The organism is Azospirillum sp. BE72 (genome assembly GCF_031455875.1).
Lineage (GTDB): Bacteria > Pseudomonadota > Alphaproteobacteria > Azospirillales > Azospirillaceae > Azospirillum.
Map to the genome: position 1 here is coordinate 56,764 of NZ_JAVDTO010000010.1, position 16,175 is coordinate 72,938.

Consider the following 16,175-nt stretch of genomic DNA (forward strand, 5'->3'; position numbering starts at 1 on the left):
TCCCCGAAAGGCGCCCGTGCCGCCCCTGGTGGGGATGACGGTTAATCAGGCAATTGGAGACGCAGCCGCGCCTTGTACGCCCTGGCCTCCCGCTTGGCGACGGCTTCGGCATCCTGGCGGGTCACGTCGCTGTAGGTCGTCATCACTTGGTAGCCGTTGAACAGCAGAAGGTTCTGTAGCTCACTCTCCCACTTGGCGATGGTCATCTTCCCGCCGTTCAACATGCGAGCCTCGATGGTGAGCCAGAGCTGCTCGTACAGGTTCTCCAGCTTCCGGAAGTCCCGTTCGCCGAGGTAGTTCTTGCCCGTCGCCACGTCGGCCGCCGTGATGGCGTGCGGATCGCCAGCGTAGGCCAGCATTCCAGCATAGGGCTTGCTTCCGTCCGCGTTATCGCAGACCAGTTCGGCGGATGTCTTTCCGGCAACGGCGAAGTGAAACTTGTTCTGGATGGCCGCGAAGAACGCCGAGAGGCGCTTGGGAAAGGCGTCCTTGACGAACTCGTAATCCTCACTGGTCTCTTTGATAGCGTCGAGGATCTTCTTGTAGAGCGCCTTGTCCTCGGTTCGGAGTTGTCGCAGCCTAGCGATTAGCGCTTCGCGGGCAACCTCGTCCGTGTTGATACGCTGATCATCAATCGCGAAGCCGCGGGCATAATAGCTATGAAGCGTCGAGTAGCACTCGCGCTTGTACATGATGAGTCGGTCCCGCAGATCCTCTCGGACGCGCTTATCATCAATGCCAAACAGCCAACCGTTCAGATACTCCAACGGAAGGCACACCGTCTCCTGCATGCCGCCATTTGAAGGTATGTGTATGACGCACATACCTTCTGATAGGACGCTATCTCTTTGAATTCGCTGGTATTGTCCATTCCAATCCAAACCCATGTTCAGGCATAGCGGTTTCACGGGAACGTAAGGGCGCCCCTCGAAGTGCACTACAGGAACCTTCTGGTCGTGGAAATCGACAACGACGAGTTGGGCGTGAAAGTCGTACTGGTCGCTCATGGCAGTTCTCCATTGCCGTTTCGCATGTGCGAACTGCCTTGACGCCAGCGTCCCCCCAGTGCATTCTCAGAGTTGCTTAGATACTGGGTCGCCGCAGTCCGCTACGGTGCCCACTTCGATCAAAGGCCGGGGTCCGCACCCCGGCCTTTTCTCTTTTGACGCGAGCACCATCCTTTATTGTGGATTACGCGCCGATGGAGAGTCAAGCGACTCCGTTCGCATAAGTTCACTGCCCGTGCCCTTAGCGTTCCGTTTGAATACTAACGGTTATTTATATGCGTGCGTGCTTTTTGCCGTGGGTGTGTTTGCTACCGAATACCGTACACTCTTGCACCACTGCGCCCCGTCGATGACAGCGTTGCGGCTGGACCACGGTTTCCCATCGGCTACACTGCCATTTGCCAGCTTGGGCACCGGCTCGATGTTGCGGCTGGACCACGGTTTCCCATCGGCTACACTACACGGCTTCCGGTCGCCGTTGATGTAGTTGTTGCGGCTGGACCACGGTTTCCCATCGGCTACACTCGGCGGCGACGTTCCGGTCGGCATGGATGCGTTGCGGCTGGACCACGGTTTCCCATCGGCTACACTTCTTGGTATCGACGCTCATGAAGTCCTTGGGTTGCGGCTGGACCACGGTTTCCCATCGGCTACACTTCGTGGCGGGATAAGGCTTTGAAAAAACAGCCTTATCCCGTTGCTTCACTGCCTCGATTCCGCCGCTCGGGCCGTTAGAAAAGAACGTATTGCTCCGGATTTTTCCGAGCGGGCTGACGGACTCGTCCATCAAAGCACACGATGGTTTCATACTGCTTGTCCGTGATGAAGACGATGTGCACCTTGCCGGTTGGTGGAACTGCCTTCTCGATTCGGCGGGTCAGCGCTTCCGATTGCTCTTTGCCAACGCAATGGCGGAGATACACGGAGAACTGCGACATCTCGAAGCCCTGGTCCAGCAGGAACTTGCGAAAGGTCGTCGCGGCCTTGCGTTCGCGTTTGGTCAGGACCGGCAGGTCGAACAGCACCATCATCCACATGATCCGGTATCCGCTCAACATTGCAGCGGTCCGTCAGGCCGGTTGCGGCACGTTCGACCGCGCGGGTGGGGGAGCAGGCCATTCCAAAGGCATAGGCGCCCAGGCTTTGCTGCCTTCCCCGGCCGGAAGGTCAAGCACCGCTTCCCCCTTTTCGTAGGCCTGTGCCAGTGACGTCGCTGCCCGCATCACCACCGTGGACAGCGGCGTGGTGCCCTCCGCCGTCGGCAGGTCGAGCGACGGGACAAGCGCCAGGAAACGTTTGGTGTCCGGCGTCACCGCTTCGTGCCCCGCGTCGGCCAGCCGGGCGACGGCGAGGTCCACGAAGGGGCGGAACGGTTCCATCAGGTCGTCCACCAGACACAGCGGGTTGGCCCGGTTGCGGTGGAACAGGCCGAGCGTGGGGTGCAGTCCCGCCCCCATCACCGACCGCGCCACGGTGGAGCGCAGGATGGCGTAACCGTAGTTCAACAGGCCGTTCACACCGTCGGCGTCCGAATCGCGCCGGAAATCGTTCCCGAACAGCAGCGGCCAGTACCGGCGCGCCGCCTGCGCCTCGATGTTGTCGGGGTCGCCGGAGCGCACCTTGCGGGCCAGCGGCTCGAACGCACCGGCGGGCGCGCCGCGCGCCTCCAGCACCGCGCCCTGCTGGCGGACCTTGGCACGCACAAGCAACTGCCACAGCCGCTTCGTCTGCGGCACCGAGACGTTCAACTGGGCGCGCATGCGCTGGGCCTGTACATGATGGCCGTCCACCGGCCACAGGAAGGCCGCCGGCACATGGTTCGGTCCGCACAGCACCACCGCGACGCCGCGCTCGGCAAGGGCCAGCAGCAGGTTGTTGCTGTAGGTCAGCCCATGGGCGTTGGCGACCACCGCGCCGATGTCGTCGAGCGGCACGCGCCCGATCTCCCGCCCCTGCCCTTCCACCACCAGGAAGCCGCGTGACAGCGACAGGTGGCGGCCATCCTCGGCGATCTCGACGATGCGGCCGGTCATCAGGCGGGCTCCGCCTCGCCGGAAACGGGCATCGCCGCCCATTTCGGGAATCCGGGGTCGCGCACCCGGCCCAGCGGGTCGACGGTCACCCGCCTCGCCCTGCGCGTGCGCAGCTTGTCGAAGGCGACGATCAGCCAGCGGAACGGGTCGTCCGGATCGGCGTGGCGCTTGTCCAGTTCCCCGGCGTCCACATGTTCGACCATGCGCAGGCGGTTGTTGGCAGGCTCCAGCCGGGCCACGCGCATGATGCGCAGGCGCCCGTCATGGTCCAGCCTGACGAGGTCGCCCTTGTGCAGGCGCATGACGAAGCGCTCGCCATCGGCCGGCACATAGGGTGCGGCACGGCCGTCCGGCAGGGCGGTCCGGCGGGCCTCGAACAAGGTGGCGGCGCGCCCGGCCCAGCGGCCATCCGGAAGCGCCACGATGTCGATGTGGTGCACGTCGCCGGCTATCAGCCCCTTGTAGGGTTCGCCGTCCGGCCCGGCGAGCCAGATCGGATCGGCTTCCTTGGCCAGCAGGCGGACACGCCGGATGCCCACCCAGGGTTCGGTCGCCGCCAGATCCTCCGCCGCCTTCGCCACCGCCTGCTTGGCGTCCAGCCGGTCCGGGCCGTTCCGGTGGAATGCGACGCGCTCCTGCATGGCTTTGCGCAAGTCGGGGGCACGGATGCGCGCGACTTCCTTCTCCGTCAGCCCGTCGAGCGGCTTGCGGTAGACGAGGTTGAAGCCGAGCGCCCGCTCCGCCTCCAGGGTCGGGCCATAGGCCGTGTCCTCGTGCAGACGGCCGCCGGTGCCGTGCTCCGGCTTGTGCGAGACGATCACGCCGCGCGCCCGCGCCGCCAACTCGTCGCGGAAGCCGTCCCAGGGATCGTCGATGTCGTCCATCAGGCGGTCGAGCCCCAGATCCTCCGCACGGGATGCCGCCTGGGCCAGCCTCTGCACCATGCCCTGGTCGATGCAGCCGATCACCGCCGCGTCCAGCGCGTGGTGCAGGTGGTTGTCGCGGTTCTTGGCGAAGGTCGCGTCGACCGGCGCTTCGCCGCCCTCGCGGTTGTGATCGCGCAGGATGGAATCGACACCCCAGCGCCGGCGCAGCAGGGCGGTCAGCCGCCCCGGCGAGACGCGCACGCGGTCGGGGTGGCAGACATGGCGCAGATATTCCCGCGCCAGCCGGGCGAGATACTGCGTGTCGGTGATCTGCCGGGAAAGGAACTCCTTCTCCTCTCCCCAGCGGTTCATAGCGCCTTCGGCGAAGCGCCAGCGCTTGTTGGGCGGCAAGTCCTCGACGCAGCCGAGAATCCGCGACCAGCGCGCCTCGTCGCCGTGCCAGCGCTCGTAGGGCGTCAGGTTGCGCTTGTCGCGGTTGGCGGCGGTCAGGCAGACGATTTTGTTGGCGGCGCTGTCGTCCAGCGTGCGGGAGAAGGGCAGGATGTGGTCGATGTCCACCTTCTCCGACAGCAGCAACTCCAGCCCGATGGTCTCGCCGGTGTAGGGGCAGCGGCGGTTGACCCCACTGCCCTGCTCCTCCCACAGGCGGAGCTTCATCAGGTTGCGGCCGTTGACCGGTACGTTGACGCTGCGCAGCAGGGCCTTGCGCTCCTCGTTCCGGCGCTGGTTTTCCGCCTGTTCCTTCTCCCTCTGGCGACGCTTCTCCTGTGTCTGCTTCACCTCGCGCGCCAGTTCCACAACGATCTCGTGCGGCGGGCCGTAGCGGTCGATCAGCGCGTTGACCACCGTCCGGACCTGATTGAGCCCGATATGCACGGTCGGGTTGGCGAGCCGGCCGAGCCGCTTCTCCTCCAAGTCATCCGGCTCGCCGGTGCCGAAGGCGACATGGCGTTCCAGCACCTTCGCATAGTAGGGCAAGCGGTCCAGCCGCTCGCCCGGCCGGCGGTCCGAATGGTGGGCGCCGGGGAAGGCGACGGGCACGGCCTCGTCATAGCGGATGGGCCGTCCCTCGCGCGATTCGGATTCCAGCACCGGCAGCAGGGCGGCCAGGGCCTTCCGGCCAACACGCAGGTGGAAGTCGGGCAGCCGTGCGTCGGCGACACGGGCCGCGGCATCCGGCTCCAGATCCCAACGCGCGACCAGCCAGTCGATCAGGGCTCCATCGTCGGTTTCCGACAACAGCCGCTCGACCACCTCGTCCTGTTCGGCCAGGGTCAGCCGCGCCCAGCGCGGGCCGAAGCGCTTCTTGTCGGCCAGCACCGCCGAGGTCTCGTCGGTCGCCAATTCCGGCCTGCGGGTGGATTCGTGGGAGAATCCGACGTCGGAGCCGAGTTTCAGCACCTTGCGGATGTCCTTGAATCCGATGGCCTTGCGGGCCGGCTTCGCGCGCGCCGCGCGCAGGATCAGGTCGCGTTCCTCCATGGTCAGGGGCCGCTCGCTGCGGTCCGGCATGATGATCCGGAGGTTGGCGAGTTCGGTGTAGAGGCGGAAGCGCTGCGCCGAGGGCAGGGCGCGCGGGGCGCGCTCGTCCTCCGGGATCAGGGAACATTTGCCGACCTGCGGCGGCTTCAGCGGGCGCTGGTGGAAGATGCGCTGGCGCAGGGTCATCCGCGCCCCCTCCGTCAGCAGGTCCGGGTGATGGCGCGCCTGCGCCGCCCACAGCGCATCGAACTCCGCCTCCAGCATCTGCCGCGCCGGGTAGAAGGGGTATTCGGCCTTGGCGCCGCGCCCGACCAGCCGGGCGCGCACGCTGCGCCCGTTGGCGCGCAGCCATGCGAAGAAGGCGCCCAGCGTCGGCGTGCCGGCCTCCGCCATCTGCACGTCCAGCCGGTCGATGCCGGAGCGGATCTTGCCGGCCTCCTCCTCGTCGCCGGTGCCGCGCATCGCCTTGAAGCCGCGGCGCTGGTTGATGTGGAACAGCGCGCGGCCGATCTCCCGCGGCTCCAGCCGCCCGGTCAGCCCGCGGGCGCGAAGTTCGTAGGGGTCGAGCCGCTCCAGCGCCTTGCGTGCCGCCCGGTCGCCGGGCATCAGGCCGAAGCGGATCAGCCCAGCCATCAGCCGCGCGCGGCGCACCAGCGTCCGGTCGCGCCGCCGCCGCATCTGCCGCGCGATCCGCCGCGCCACCGCCAGCGAAGCCTTGTCCTGGGGATTGCGTCCATCGGTGAAGATGCGCACACCCATGCGCCGAATGCCCTTCGGCTTTCCATCATGATCGAGGTCCAGCACGCACCAGCCAAGGGAAGCGGTGCCGAGATCAAGGGAAAGGCGGTAAGGCTGCATAGGATCGTCCGCTTACGAATTGAATGAACGTGAGTTCAGGAGGCATGGATTCGCCGAAAACTCTTCGCCGTCGAGCCTATCACAACCCTTGACCATGTGAAGGTCTCTGCTATTCTCTTTTTCAACTGGAAACGTTGCCTGTTTTAGCCGATGGGAAACCGTGGTCCAGCCGTTAACAAGTCCGCCTCGGCGGACACAAGATGCGGGGCGGGCTACGGCTCGCCCCTTCTTGTTTGTGCAAGATCCTCTCCCCGGTCATCCAGCCTTTCTCCGGTGCGGAGTTGGGCGCGAAGGCTCCGCAGCGCGTTGCGGCTCCATCACGGGCTTTTCCACAGAGTCGGATTGCGCCGGTTTTCCACCCGAGATCGGCAGCAGCAGATTCCCTTGGTCGCGGTTGATCGGCTTCGCCGCCTTCTTCCGGCGTTTGACCGCATCCGCCGCCGGCGTTGCATGGTTCAGGGCCAGGAGGCGCCGCAGGACCTCCTCGTCGGAAATGTCGGCCGGCCAGCCGTAAGCCGCGGCCACGGCGGCGTCGAGAGCCGCATGGACGTTCACCAGGAAGGCCGGGCGCTGGTTGTAGAGATTGGTCAGGGTGCGGGTCTTCAGGATCGCAGCGGCGGCCTCGTCGCGCGGCAGCAGGCGGTCGGGAAAGCTCTCCACCACCTCCGACTCTGCTTCTACAAGGTCCGCTGGATTCAGCCAGCTCTCCCGCAGTTCGTTCAACCGCTTTGCCGCCTCGGCGATGGCCTGTGCGCGGGGATCGCCGGCGTAGGATGAGGCGGGGAGATCAGGCGTCAGGCCATCCGGGAAGGGAAAGGTTTCGAAGCCCGTGCTCGGCGTATATTGGGGATCGTTGCCGACACCATGTCGGCCGCCAAGTTTCAACGACCATAATTCGTGAGGCCGGCTGTGAAGGATGCCGAACGTCACATCGTCATCTCGGGCAATCAGGTTTAACCGACTATCGGGAAGCACGTCCGAATGCGACCACACGAACACGCGATGCCGTGCAACTCGCGGCGTGATGATGCATTGCTTCAGTGCTGAAATAGCTGTTTTGAGCCCCGATGCTGTTTCGCCATGTTGCCACCAATAGACACGTCGGCGTTCTCTTCGATTTACGGCCCGGGATGTTTTTACATGCTGCTCCACATGAGAGAATGGCGCTTCATAAAGGCATGCCTCTTCCATGGCTAACTGTCCAAAATCGACAATCCACATATCGGAAGGGCGGCGGACAACATCCATTCCATTGAGCCATGGACGCAGGACGTCGATATTTGACCGGCCATTGGGGTTGAGCGGTTCAGCCAACCATTTACGGGCAAGATTGCCGGGAACTTCAAAGGCGCCAACCTTCACTGGTCCCTGAAAACACACCCCGACATTCTCCGCCAGCGGCTTCGCCGTCGTCAGATCCACGCCGCCCGCGGTCAGGTCGGCGAAGATCTCCGGCACCTCGCGGCCGTCCAGCCGGGGTGTTTCGTCCAGTCCCTTGGGGCCGAAGCACACCAGCGACACGCGGACGGAGGCGCCGTCCACCGTCCAGGGCTCGTCGGACCACGCTTCCAGGATGGTGCCGCCGGCGCGGATGCGGTCGAGGACGCTGCGGTTGGCGCCACCGCGGATGGAGTTGGTGGCGACCAGTCCGACGCGCTCGATCTTACCCTCTTCCAGCAGGGCGCGAGCCTTCTCGAACCAGTAGCAGACGAGGTCCGCCGCACCCGGCACACGCCCTTCGAACAGGCGTCGCAGGCGCGTGACATACTCCGCACCCAATTCGCCCAGCATCGTCTTGTCGCCGAGGAAGGGCGGATTGCCGACGATGACCATCCGGTAGGGCTCCCCGTCATCCTCATCGCCGCCGTCCTTCCCAGCCGCAGCGAGGGCTTGCGGATCGGGCCAGCGGGTCTCGCCGCCGATCAGGTCGACCAGCGCGTCCTTCTGCTCGATGGTCTTCAGGGACTGCAGGATGGGGTTGCGCGGCACGTCATAGCCATGGCGGCGCATCCACTGGATCGCGCCGATCCAGACGGAGATGCGGGCCAGTTCGACGCCCAGCGGGTTCACGTCTATGCCCAGCACCGCCTCCGGCCCGATGGTCTTCGGGCGCTCGTTGCCCATCAGATCGAGTTCGAGCTGGCGGGGAAAGCCGAAGGTCTCCCCGTCGATCACCACCTCGTGCTCCAGATCCTTCAACTCGCGCAGGGCAAGATACAGGAAGTTGCCGGAGCCGCAGGCCGGATCCAGCACGCGGAACCGGCACAGGCTCTTGAGAAAGCGGTCATAGAGCGCCCGCGCGTCGCGGCACGCCCGGTCGCGCCGCTGCGGTGCCGCCCCCCTGGCCTCGGCGAGCAGTGCTGTGATCCGCTCCCGCGCCGCCGCCCATTCCCGGCGCAACGGCCGGGTTATGACAGGCTCCACCAGCTTCATGATGGTGGGCTCGGGCGTGTAGTAGACCCCCACCGCCCCTTTGGAACGGCCGTCGCGGTCGCGGCGCACCACCTCGCGCGCCAGAGCCCGGCGGCGCTCCGGGCTCAGGCCGCGCTCGAACAGCGTGCCCATGATCGTCGGGTCGATCTCCGACCAGTCCAGCCGCGCCGCTTCGCGCACGATGGCGAGGTCGTCCCCGTCCAGCGCCAGGGCGCCGGCGTCTTCGAACAGGCCGCCGTTGAACCATTCGACCTTTTCGAACCCCAGGTGTCCGCCGTTCTTCATGGACCGGAACAGTTGCTCCGCCAGCGGAACGAACTCGGCCGGGTCACGTACGGCCTCGTCCAGCAACCGGGTGAACAGGCCCTTTCCGAGCAGGCCGACATCTTCGGCGAACATGCAGAAGACCAGCCGCATCAGGAAATGGGCGACGGTCCAGCGGTCGTGCCCGCGCGCGACCATCCGGGCGGCCAGGGTGGCGAAGCGGGCCGCCACCTCCTCCGTCAGCATGGCCCGTGTCTGGCCGGGCCGCAGCCGCTCCGGATCGGAAAAGGCCCATTTCAGGATGTCCAGCCGGCTGGAATCGAGCAGATCCCGGAGGCCGATCTCGTGCGTCACCGTGACCGCGTTGGTCCAGTTCGTGTAGACCCGGATCCGCGCCATGTCGCTGACGATCAGCAGTGGCGGGTTGGCCAAGGCCGGCGCGTAGCGCTGCAGTTGGGCGTAGGCCGCGTCCAGGTTGCGGCCGGGCCCCTTGTACTCCCACGCGAAGCAGCCACGTTTCCAGACATCGGCTCGTCCCGGGCGCCGATCCGTCTTCGCGACCGCCTTCTCGAAGCAGTAATCGGTGGCCGACGGGTCCGCTTCGGCAGGAGGCATCTCCCCCAGGAGATGACAAAGGTCGATGAAATGCTCGTGCGAACCCTGGCTCTCGCCCAGTGAAGACCGCCCCCATTTGCGGACGAAGTCTTCCACCGTCATGCGAGGCCGCATGGCGTTGTCAAGCATCTTGGCACGTTCTCTGGTGTGTTTATCTAGATCAGATACGCGCCAAAAATATTAAGACAAGATTAAGGACAGAGAACTCACGAACGCATCATCTCTTTTTCCAAAGCATACGTTTGAATGATTTTCGTGCTTTTATACGTCTCGATAACATAGCCCATAGAGTTTAAACGAGCCGTATTTTGATCATTTGATCGTATATATTGGGCCCATGATAAGGATGCCGCCCCCAGCTTTGGGTCGATCATTCCTTCCTTTCCATGGAATTCAGCGAAGGGCAGGCTTCGGGGGGGAACCGGCCGGAGCCAATGACGCGAGCAACGGGGAAGCGCCCCGAGCCGTCAATGCTGCGGCGTTTTGCCGCATAAAACCCGCTTTCCCACTTGTCCTGCTTTCCGGGCCACCGGCCTGGGCCATTCACCGTCGCCACCGGGCGGGGATCCCGAGTTGCGCTGACATGAGAACATGATCGGGCAGTGACCGGGCGCCCATCTTCTCCATCACGTGGCGCTTGCGCACCTTTGCATATATCCCGCCACAGGGGTGCCAACTCGACTTTGCGCGTTGTGGGTTATAATTCCTATCATGCGCCGATCCAGAAGGTGGCCTCGTCGGCGATGAAGGCGAGAGCCTCGTTGTGCCACCGGACACTCGGGGATAAGCCACCAGGACAGGTATCGATAGCCGGTGCAGTTGTGGTAGATTAATTCTTTTGATCAGGAGCCGAGCTATCCGTTTCTATAGGTCAGCAGATGCTTTGGGTTCTCCAGCCAATCATGGCCCGAAGGTGAGACGCGAGGTCACCGGTACTAGATTAAATGAATTGGCTTAGAAGCTGGATTTTTCGGGATTGTCATCTTCTCGTCCCGATTGCAAGGGTTAGCAGGGCAGAAAAGCCAGTCGCCGGAAACGGCGGCAGGCAAATCGAGCTTGTCCCGCGAGACAATCAAGGCGGTGTCGACAAAATATGGCTCGTTGAAAGTTCTTTTTCGGAACGGTGCTGGATCACATTGAGGTTGCCGCAGATAAGTGGCTCTGCGACGTAGCGAAATAGGTTTCATGGACGACGGGGTGATCGGCCGTGAGGTCCACTGGATTTCTGTGTTCGTACACACTAAGCGAAGATATGCAATTTAGCCAGATCTGGTCGCAGTCTACGACTACAACGTACGCTCGGTCTTGAATGGTAGTACCCGCCATCTAGGATTGTCCTAGGTAACTCATGTGGAGGTTAAAATCTTGATTGTTGCTTTAGTGGGATCGTCCTCCTTTGATCGATTCTTCAATCCAGCCCATGACGAGTTGCAACGGCGCGGCCATAGTGTGGCGCGGTTCTTAACGCGAAACGATCTGCTTGCCGCAGTTGACGCGCTGCAGTGTTTGGAAATCCTTGGCGCGTCCTCAAGCTTTACAGCCGACCGGGAGTTGTTTGCCAAGATGCCGCGTTTGCGCGCATTGGTTTCCCCGTTCACAGGGGTTGAAGGGTTCGATGTTTCGGCCGCGACAGCAAACGGCATACTCGTGGCGAATGGCCAAATTACGGAAAACTCCGTCAGCATGGCCGAGGCCGCAGTTCTCTTCACGCTGGCTTCGCTCTATGACCTTCATGGCACTGAGCGCTGCCTTCGCGAAAACCTGCCGCGTCCCTCGCAGGTCCGTGCGCGGATGCTCATGGGAAAGAAAGTTGGCCTGATAGGCTTTGGCAAAATTGGACAGGCTATCGCGGAACGGCTGTCTGCATGGGGTGTGAGGCTCGTCGCCTCGGTGCGCACGACGCGACCGATGCCCGCATATGTCGCCGCGCAGAGCCTCGATGAGGTGCTCGCGACAAGCGATGTCGTTATCATGGCGGCTTCGCTCAATCCTGAATCACGAGGAATGCTGGATCTTGACGCGTTGCGCCGGATGAAACCGGACGTGGTGTTTGTCAACATCACGCGGGGCGGCATCGTCCCCGACGATACGCTCGCCGCGCTCGCCGCAGAGCGACCTGCTATGCGCATCGCCCTCGATGTGTTCGACCCAGAGCCGCTGAAAGAGAATAGTCCGCTGCGCGACCTTCCAAACGCCATCCTTACCCCACACATGGTAGGACATACGGTAGAGTCTCAGATGCGCCTGCCGGAGGCATTCCGCGAGAACCTTCTAGCGGTGGCAGAGTGGCGGGTGCCTGAATACGTTGTCAATCCGTCTGTGATCGAAACGTGGCTGAGAAAACAGGACAGCGCACAGCTATAGTTGCGACGTAAGCGGTGTGAGCGCACCCTTCACCGATTCCCCCGGATCACCGCATGGATCTGTTGCGGCGGGCCTTGAAGTGTTCGCGAAGGTCGAGGATTGCCTTGGCCAGGGCTGGTAGTCGGCCTCGATGATAGGCGTTGTGCCGATCAGAAGAGGGTGCAAGGCCTGGAACGTGGTGTGTTCAGGCTTGTCCGGGTTGGTCATGCTCTTCCAGGCGCGCGGTGCCAGCCAGGTTGCCATGAGGAAGCCGAAGGACCAGAAGATCGGGTCCAAGCCTCCGGCATGGTGGGGCGGCAGTTGCGGCTGGTAGAGATAGGGAAATTGCGCCATCGTTTCCGACAGGTGGTCCCGGACCAGGAGCTTGAACCGATCCTCGAGGCGGACATTATTCCGTGGGCACCGTCAAGTTGGCGGCGGCGGGATTGCCGGGGGCGGTCGGGCTGGGTACGGTAGGGGCATGACGACGCGTTCCTATCCCCGTTTTTCCGGCTACCGCTACCCCGCCGAGGTCATCATGACCGCAGTGTGGCTGTACCATCGCTACCCTCTGAGCCTTCGGATGGTCGAGGAGATGCTGGCGGCGCGCGGCATCACGGTGAGCTAGAGGAGAGCGCGATAGGTGTTTTCGACTTTGCGCATTTGGGGACACTTGTCCTGTCCTGCGCGGGCGTCGCAATACCGTCGGCGAAAGGTTGTTGGCTGGTCAACGTCCGACGACACCGCAGGTGCCCCATGCCACGCCCAGCCGTCTCTCTTCCCCAAACCTTCGTAGCTTGGCTGTGGCCCTATCTGGATGCATTTTCGGGGCGCACCCGCTCTACGGTGGCGGCGCTCGCGGTCGGTGCGGTGCTGGCGGTTGGTCCCCGCACCGCGGCCAACCTGCTCCGCGCCCTCGGCTTGGCGGACGATCCCGGCTTCGCCGCTTTTCACCGCGTACTCAACCGGAATCGCTGGTCGGGGCTGAAGCTCGCACGCACCCTGCTGAACGCCCTGGTCAACGCCTTCGTCCCGGACGGCCCGATCGTCATCGGCGTCGACCATACTCTTGAACGGCGCCGGGGAGTCCGTGTTCGCCCAGCAAGCCATTGCTTCGACTCCGTCCGGTCCTCGACGGAGCAGACGGTCACCAGCCGCGGATTGCGCTGGATGACCGCCATGCTGCTGGTCGAGGTTCCGTTCGCCGGCCGTATCTGGGGGCTGCCGGTGCTGAGCGCGCTGGTGCCGAGCCGCGCCTGGTGCGAGGCACAGGGCCGGCACTATCGGCCCACCACCGTCTGGGCACGGGGCATCCTGCTGCGTCTCCACCGCTGGCTGCCGGATCGCCTGCTGGTCGCCGTCATGGATGGCGAATTCGCCGCACTGACCCTGCTCGACGCCGTCAGCCCGCACATGGTCACGATCACTCGGCTGCGCCTGGATGCCCGCCTGTTCGATCCGCCACCAGACCCGCCCTTGACCTTGCGGCAGATAATGAAAAGCGCCCGCCAACCCAGCTTGCGGGCCCGTCTGACCGACAAGGTTACCGTCTGGCACCGGGCGGCTCAACCAAGCCGAACCCGGTGGCGCCCCGGCGGCTGGATCGACTATGCCTCCGGAACGGCGCTGTGGCACCACCAGGGCAAGCCGATCGTGCCCATCCTCTGGGTGATGGTGCGCTATCCCGATGGCCGGCGCGATCCGGAAGCTTTTCTGTGCACCGACCTGTCGGTGTCGCCACGCACCGTCCTGGAATGGTTCAACCGCCGCTGGGCAATGGAGACGACGTATCAGGAGAGCCGTGCTCATCTCGGCATCGAGACCCAGCGACAGTGGGCAGACCCGGCGGTATTCCGCACCGCCCCACTGCTGTTCGGGCTTTACTCGTTGATCACGCTGTACGTCCATCAGAATGCCGGCCGCCTCGCTCTGTCGCCCCGGCGCGCCATCTGGTATCCGAAACCAGCGCCGACTTTCGCCGATGCCTTGGCCCGTCTGCGCCAGCACCTGTGGTTCGAACAGGCCGCCATGTCGCCCGCTGAAGGCGACATGCTCAGATCGCCGCCATCGTTCCTTCGACGGCTCGTCGACGTCGCCTGCTACGCGCCGTAATCCCCGTCACCCCGCACCATTGCTGAACTTGTGAACCGCCTCCTAACCGAGACGGCAGTCCTGAAATGCGCAAAGTCGAATGCCAATGACCGGAGCCTTGAATTCCGGCTCCAAGCCCCCCGAGGCATTCTTGCGTCCACGCGTGGGCTTTGGTGCGTCAAAACGCTCCGCTTTGATAGAAGACTTCATCATTGATTTCCCAAAACTGCATGATAGAGGTACGTTAATATACCAAGGATTGAATACATGCAAGTGTGTTCTAACCAATGGTGGTAGTATATTAGAGAAAATGCCCGGACGAGACCGCAAGGCTCCGATCCGGCAAAGGGAGAACGCAGTGAAACCCTCTGCTGTGGACCGAACTCCGTCTGGATCGCGCCGCCTGCATGACGTGCTTTGCCGGCGGGCGGCAGCGGCATCCTCGCTGCCCGAAGAGCGAACCGGGATGAAAAAGGGCATTCGGCGACGGTAATCAGACAAACACTGAGCCGAATACACCGGAAAATACAAATATATGTGGGTTGTTGGAGTGCCTGAATGCTTCGCACCACCGACGCATATGGAACGGCTTATGCAGAATCGCTGCACGGCCGCTTCTTCGAACGCTGCAACGAGCGCGGCATGCAGGACCGCATCGCCCTACGCTCGACAAATCGGCAGTGGAGCTATGGAGAACTGCTGGCGCGCATCGAGGAGATCAGCGGCGCCCTGGACGAGGCCGGCGTGCGGAAGGGCGATATCGTTGCCCTTGCCGCCTGCCGGACATTCGACGCGATCGCAGCCGTCTACGCGGTGATGGCCCTCGGTGCCGTCTATCTCCCCATCGACAAGCAATTCCCGCAGGACCGCGTGGCCTACATGGTCGGGATTTCCAGCTGCCGCTGGTTGGTCACCGATGAGCCCGATCGGTACGCGGGCCAAGCGCCAAGCTGCCGCATCCTGCCCTTGAGCAGCCTGGCAGGGCCGCGCAGGCCATGCGATCCGACCGGCGTGGCGGCCGGTGACCTCGCCTATGTGATGTTCACGTCCGGCACCACAGGCCGGCCCAAGGGCGTGATGGCGACCCATGGCAGCGGGGCACGGCTTCTGGACTGGGCGCTGAACCGATTTTCGCAGGAAGATTTCCACTGCGCGCTTGGCGCAACCTCCTTTTCGTTCGACGTGTCGATCTTCGAGATCTTCGCGCCGCTGGCGTGCGGAGGCAGCCTGTTCCTTGTCAACTCGATCCTGAGTCTGGCGGATCTGCCGCAATCCTCCGCAATCACCCTGATCAACGCGGTGCCGTCGGCCCTCACGGCGCTCCTGGCTTTTCCGCTGCCGCTGCGAGCGGTGCGCGCCTGCCTGCTCGCCGGCGAACCTGTCCATGCTCCCTTGGTGCGGCAGCTCCACCGCGCCGGAATTGCACGGGTCTACAATCTCTATGGACCGACGGAGGACACCGTCTTCTCGACGGAACATCTGATCGACCACGACATCGGCGACGAGATCCCGATCGGCACGCCGCTTCCGGGGCACGAATTCCTCGTCGTCGACGGGAATCTATCGCCCGTTCCCCCCGGCGAGGCCGGCGAGCTGTGCCTGATGGGCGCAGGGCTGGCCAAAGGCTACATCAATCGCCCGGATCTCACCGCCGAACGCTTCCTACCCTGCCCGGGCGGGCCGCGCCGGGGTGCCATCATGTATCGCACCGGAGACCGCGTCTGCCTGGGACGGGACGGGCTGCTCCACTTCATCGGACGCCTGGACTCGCAGATCAAGCTTCGCGGACATCGAATCGAGCTTGAGGAAATCACGCAGATCATCGCGTCGGTGCCGGGGGTGGCGCAGGCCAGCACGCAGGTCCGCGATCTCGGCCGGGACAGCGATCAAGGACGGGAAACCATCGTCGCCTATGTCGTCATGCAGCCTGACTGCTGCGATCAGGCTGGCGTGCGCGCTGCGATCCGGGACGCCGTCGCGCGCCGGCTGCCGATCTACATGCGTCCCCGGCATTTCGTCTTTCTGGATGCCTTCCCGCTGTCGGCCAGCGGAAAGCTGGAAAGCCGGCACCTGCCCGCCCCGATACTCGATGCGGCCTGAAGCCGGCGCCGCCGGAAGCCACGCCCCATCGCGCGTCCCATGAAGAAACACTGTTCAACTGA

The 16,175-nt window shown here is 63.8% G+C and carries 9 protein-coding genes and 1 pseudogene; 4 read left to right on the top strand and 6 right to left on the bottom strand.

Annotated features, from left to right (window positions below):
• Window positions 1–41: 41 nt before the first annotated feature.
• The 5 genes from rhuM to J2Y49_RS21600 all read right to left on the bottom strand — a co-directional run bounded on the left by rhuM (window position 42) and on the right by J2Y49_RS21600 (window position 9,708).
• Window positions 42–1,007, bottom strand: coding sequence for a RhuM family protein (gene rhuM, locus J2Y49_RS21580; protein WP_310117011.1), 966 nt, complete (start codon window positions 1,005–1,007; stop codon window positions 42–44).
• Between the two features lie 731 nt (window positions 1,008–1,738).
• A complete protein-coding gene (gene cas2 / locus J2Y49_RS21585; RefSeq protein ID WP_310117012.1) occupies window positions 1,739–2,038 on the bottom strand; it encodes a CRISPR-associated endonuclease Cas2 in 300 nt (99 codons plus the stop codon).
• Window positions 2,039–2,077: 39 nt separating this feature from the next.
• Window positions 2,078–3,040, bottom strand: a complete 963-nt coding sequence (cas1, locus tag J2Y49_RS21590; RefSeq protein WP_310117013.1) for a type II CRISPR-associated endonuclease Cas1 — start codon at window positions 3,038–3,040, stop codon at window positions 2,078–2,080.
• Window positions 3,040–6,267, bottom strand: a complete 3,228-nt coding sequence (cas9, locus tag J2Y49_RS21595; RefSeq protein ID WP_310117014.1) for a type II CRISPR RNA-guided endonuclease Cas9 — start codon at window positions 6,265–6,267, stop codon at window positions 3,040–3,042. The genes cas1 and cas9 overlap by 1 nt, the downstream gene beginning before the upstream one ends.
• Before the next feature lie 255 nt (window positions 6,268–6,522).
• Window positions 6,523–9,708 carry a DNA methyltransferase gene (locus tag J2Y49_RS21600; protein WP_310117015.1) on the bottom strand — a complete coding sequence of 1,062 codons (3,186 nt, stop codon included), beginning with the start codon at window positions 9,706–9,708 and terminating at the stop codon, window positions 6,523–6,525.
• A gap of 1,221 nt (window positions 9,709–10,929) precedes the next feature.
• On the opposite strand from J2Y49_RS21600, the gene J2Y49_RS21605 reads away from it, so the two are divergent.
• Entirely contained in the window at window positions 10,930–11,943 is a 1,014-nt protein-coding gene (locus J2Y49_RS21605) for an NAD(P)-dependent oxidoreductase (RefSeq protein ID WP_310117016.1), read from the top strand.
• On the opposite strand, the gene J2Y49_RS21610 is transcribed toward J2Y49_RS21605, so the two are convergent.
• Entirely contained in the window at window positions 11,938–12,276 is a 339-nt protein-coding gene (locus J2Y49_RS21610) for a hypothetical protein (protein ID WP_149168369.1), read from the bottom strand. The two genes, J2Y49_RS21605 and J2Y49_RS21610, sit on opposite strands and share 6 nt — an antisense overlap.
• 127 nt (window positions 12,277–12,403) lie before the next feature.
• On the opposite strand from J2Y49_RS21610, the pseudogene J2Y49_RS21615 reads away from it, so the two are divergent.
• The 3 genes and pseudogenes from J2Y49_RS21615 to J2Y49_RS21625 form a co-directional block, all read left to right on the top strand.
• Window positions 12,404–12,547 (top strand): annotated as a pseudogene (locus tag J2Y49_RS21615) (IS6 family transposase); the annotation flags it as partial.
• A gap of 131 nt (window positions 12,548–12,678) precedes the next feature.
• On the top strand, window positions 12,679–14,034 hold the full coding sequence (locus J2Y49_RS21620) for a transposase (RefSeq protein WP_310117017.1): 1,356 nt from the start codon (window positions 12,679–12,681) through the stop codon (window positions 14,032–14,034).
• A gap of 537 nt (window positions 14,035–14,571) precedes the next feature.
• Window positions 14,572–16,113 carry an amino acid adenylation domain-containing protein gene (locus tag J2Y49_RS21625; protein ID WP_310117018.1) on the top strand — a complete coding sequence of 514 codons (1,542 nt, stop codon included), beginning with the start codon at window positions 14,572–14,574 and terminating at the stop codon, window positions 16,111–16,113.
• Window positions 16,114–16,175: the final 62 nt, after the last annotated feature.

What these genes read in the sequence shown, in the direction of transcription:
- J2Y49_RS21600 (WP_310117015.1), bottom strand. Translation starts at nt 9,708, where the DNA reads ATGCTTGACAACGCCATGCGGCCTCGCATGACGGTGGAAGACTTCGTC.
- cas9 (WP_310117014.1), bottom strand. Translation starts at nt 6,267, where the DNA reads ATGCAGCCTTACCGCCTTTCCCTTGATCTCGGCACCGCTTCCCTTGGC.
- J2Y49_RS21625 (WP_310117018.1), top strand. Translation starts at nt 14,572, where the DNA reads ATGCTTCGCACCACCGACGCATATGGAACGGCTTATGCAGAATCGCTG.
- J2Y49_RS21620 (WP_310117017.1), top strand. Translation starts at nt 12,679, where the DNA reads ATGCCACGCCCAGCCGTCTCTCTTCCCCAAACCTTCGTAGCTTGGCTG.
- cas1 (WP_310117013.1), bottom strand. Translation starts at nt 3,040, where the DNA reads ATGACCGGCCGCATCGTCGAGATCGCCGAGGATGGCCGCCACCTGTCG.
- rhuM (WP_310117011.1), bottom strand. Translation starts at nt 1,007, where the DNA reads ATGAGCGACCAGTACGACTTTCACGCCCAACTCGTCGTTGTCGATTTC.
- J2Y49_RS21610 (WP_149168369.1), bottom strand. Translation starts at nt 12,276, where the DNA reads ATGGCGCAATTTCCCTATCTCTACCAGCCGCAACTGCCGCCCCACCAT.
- cas2 (WP_310117012.1), bottom strand. Translation starts at nt 2,038, where the DNA reads ATGATGGTGCTGTTCGACCTGCCGGTCCTGACCAAACGCGAACGCAAG.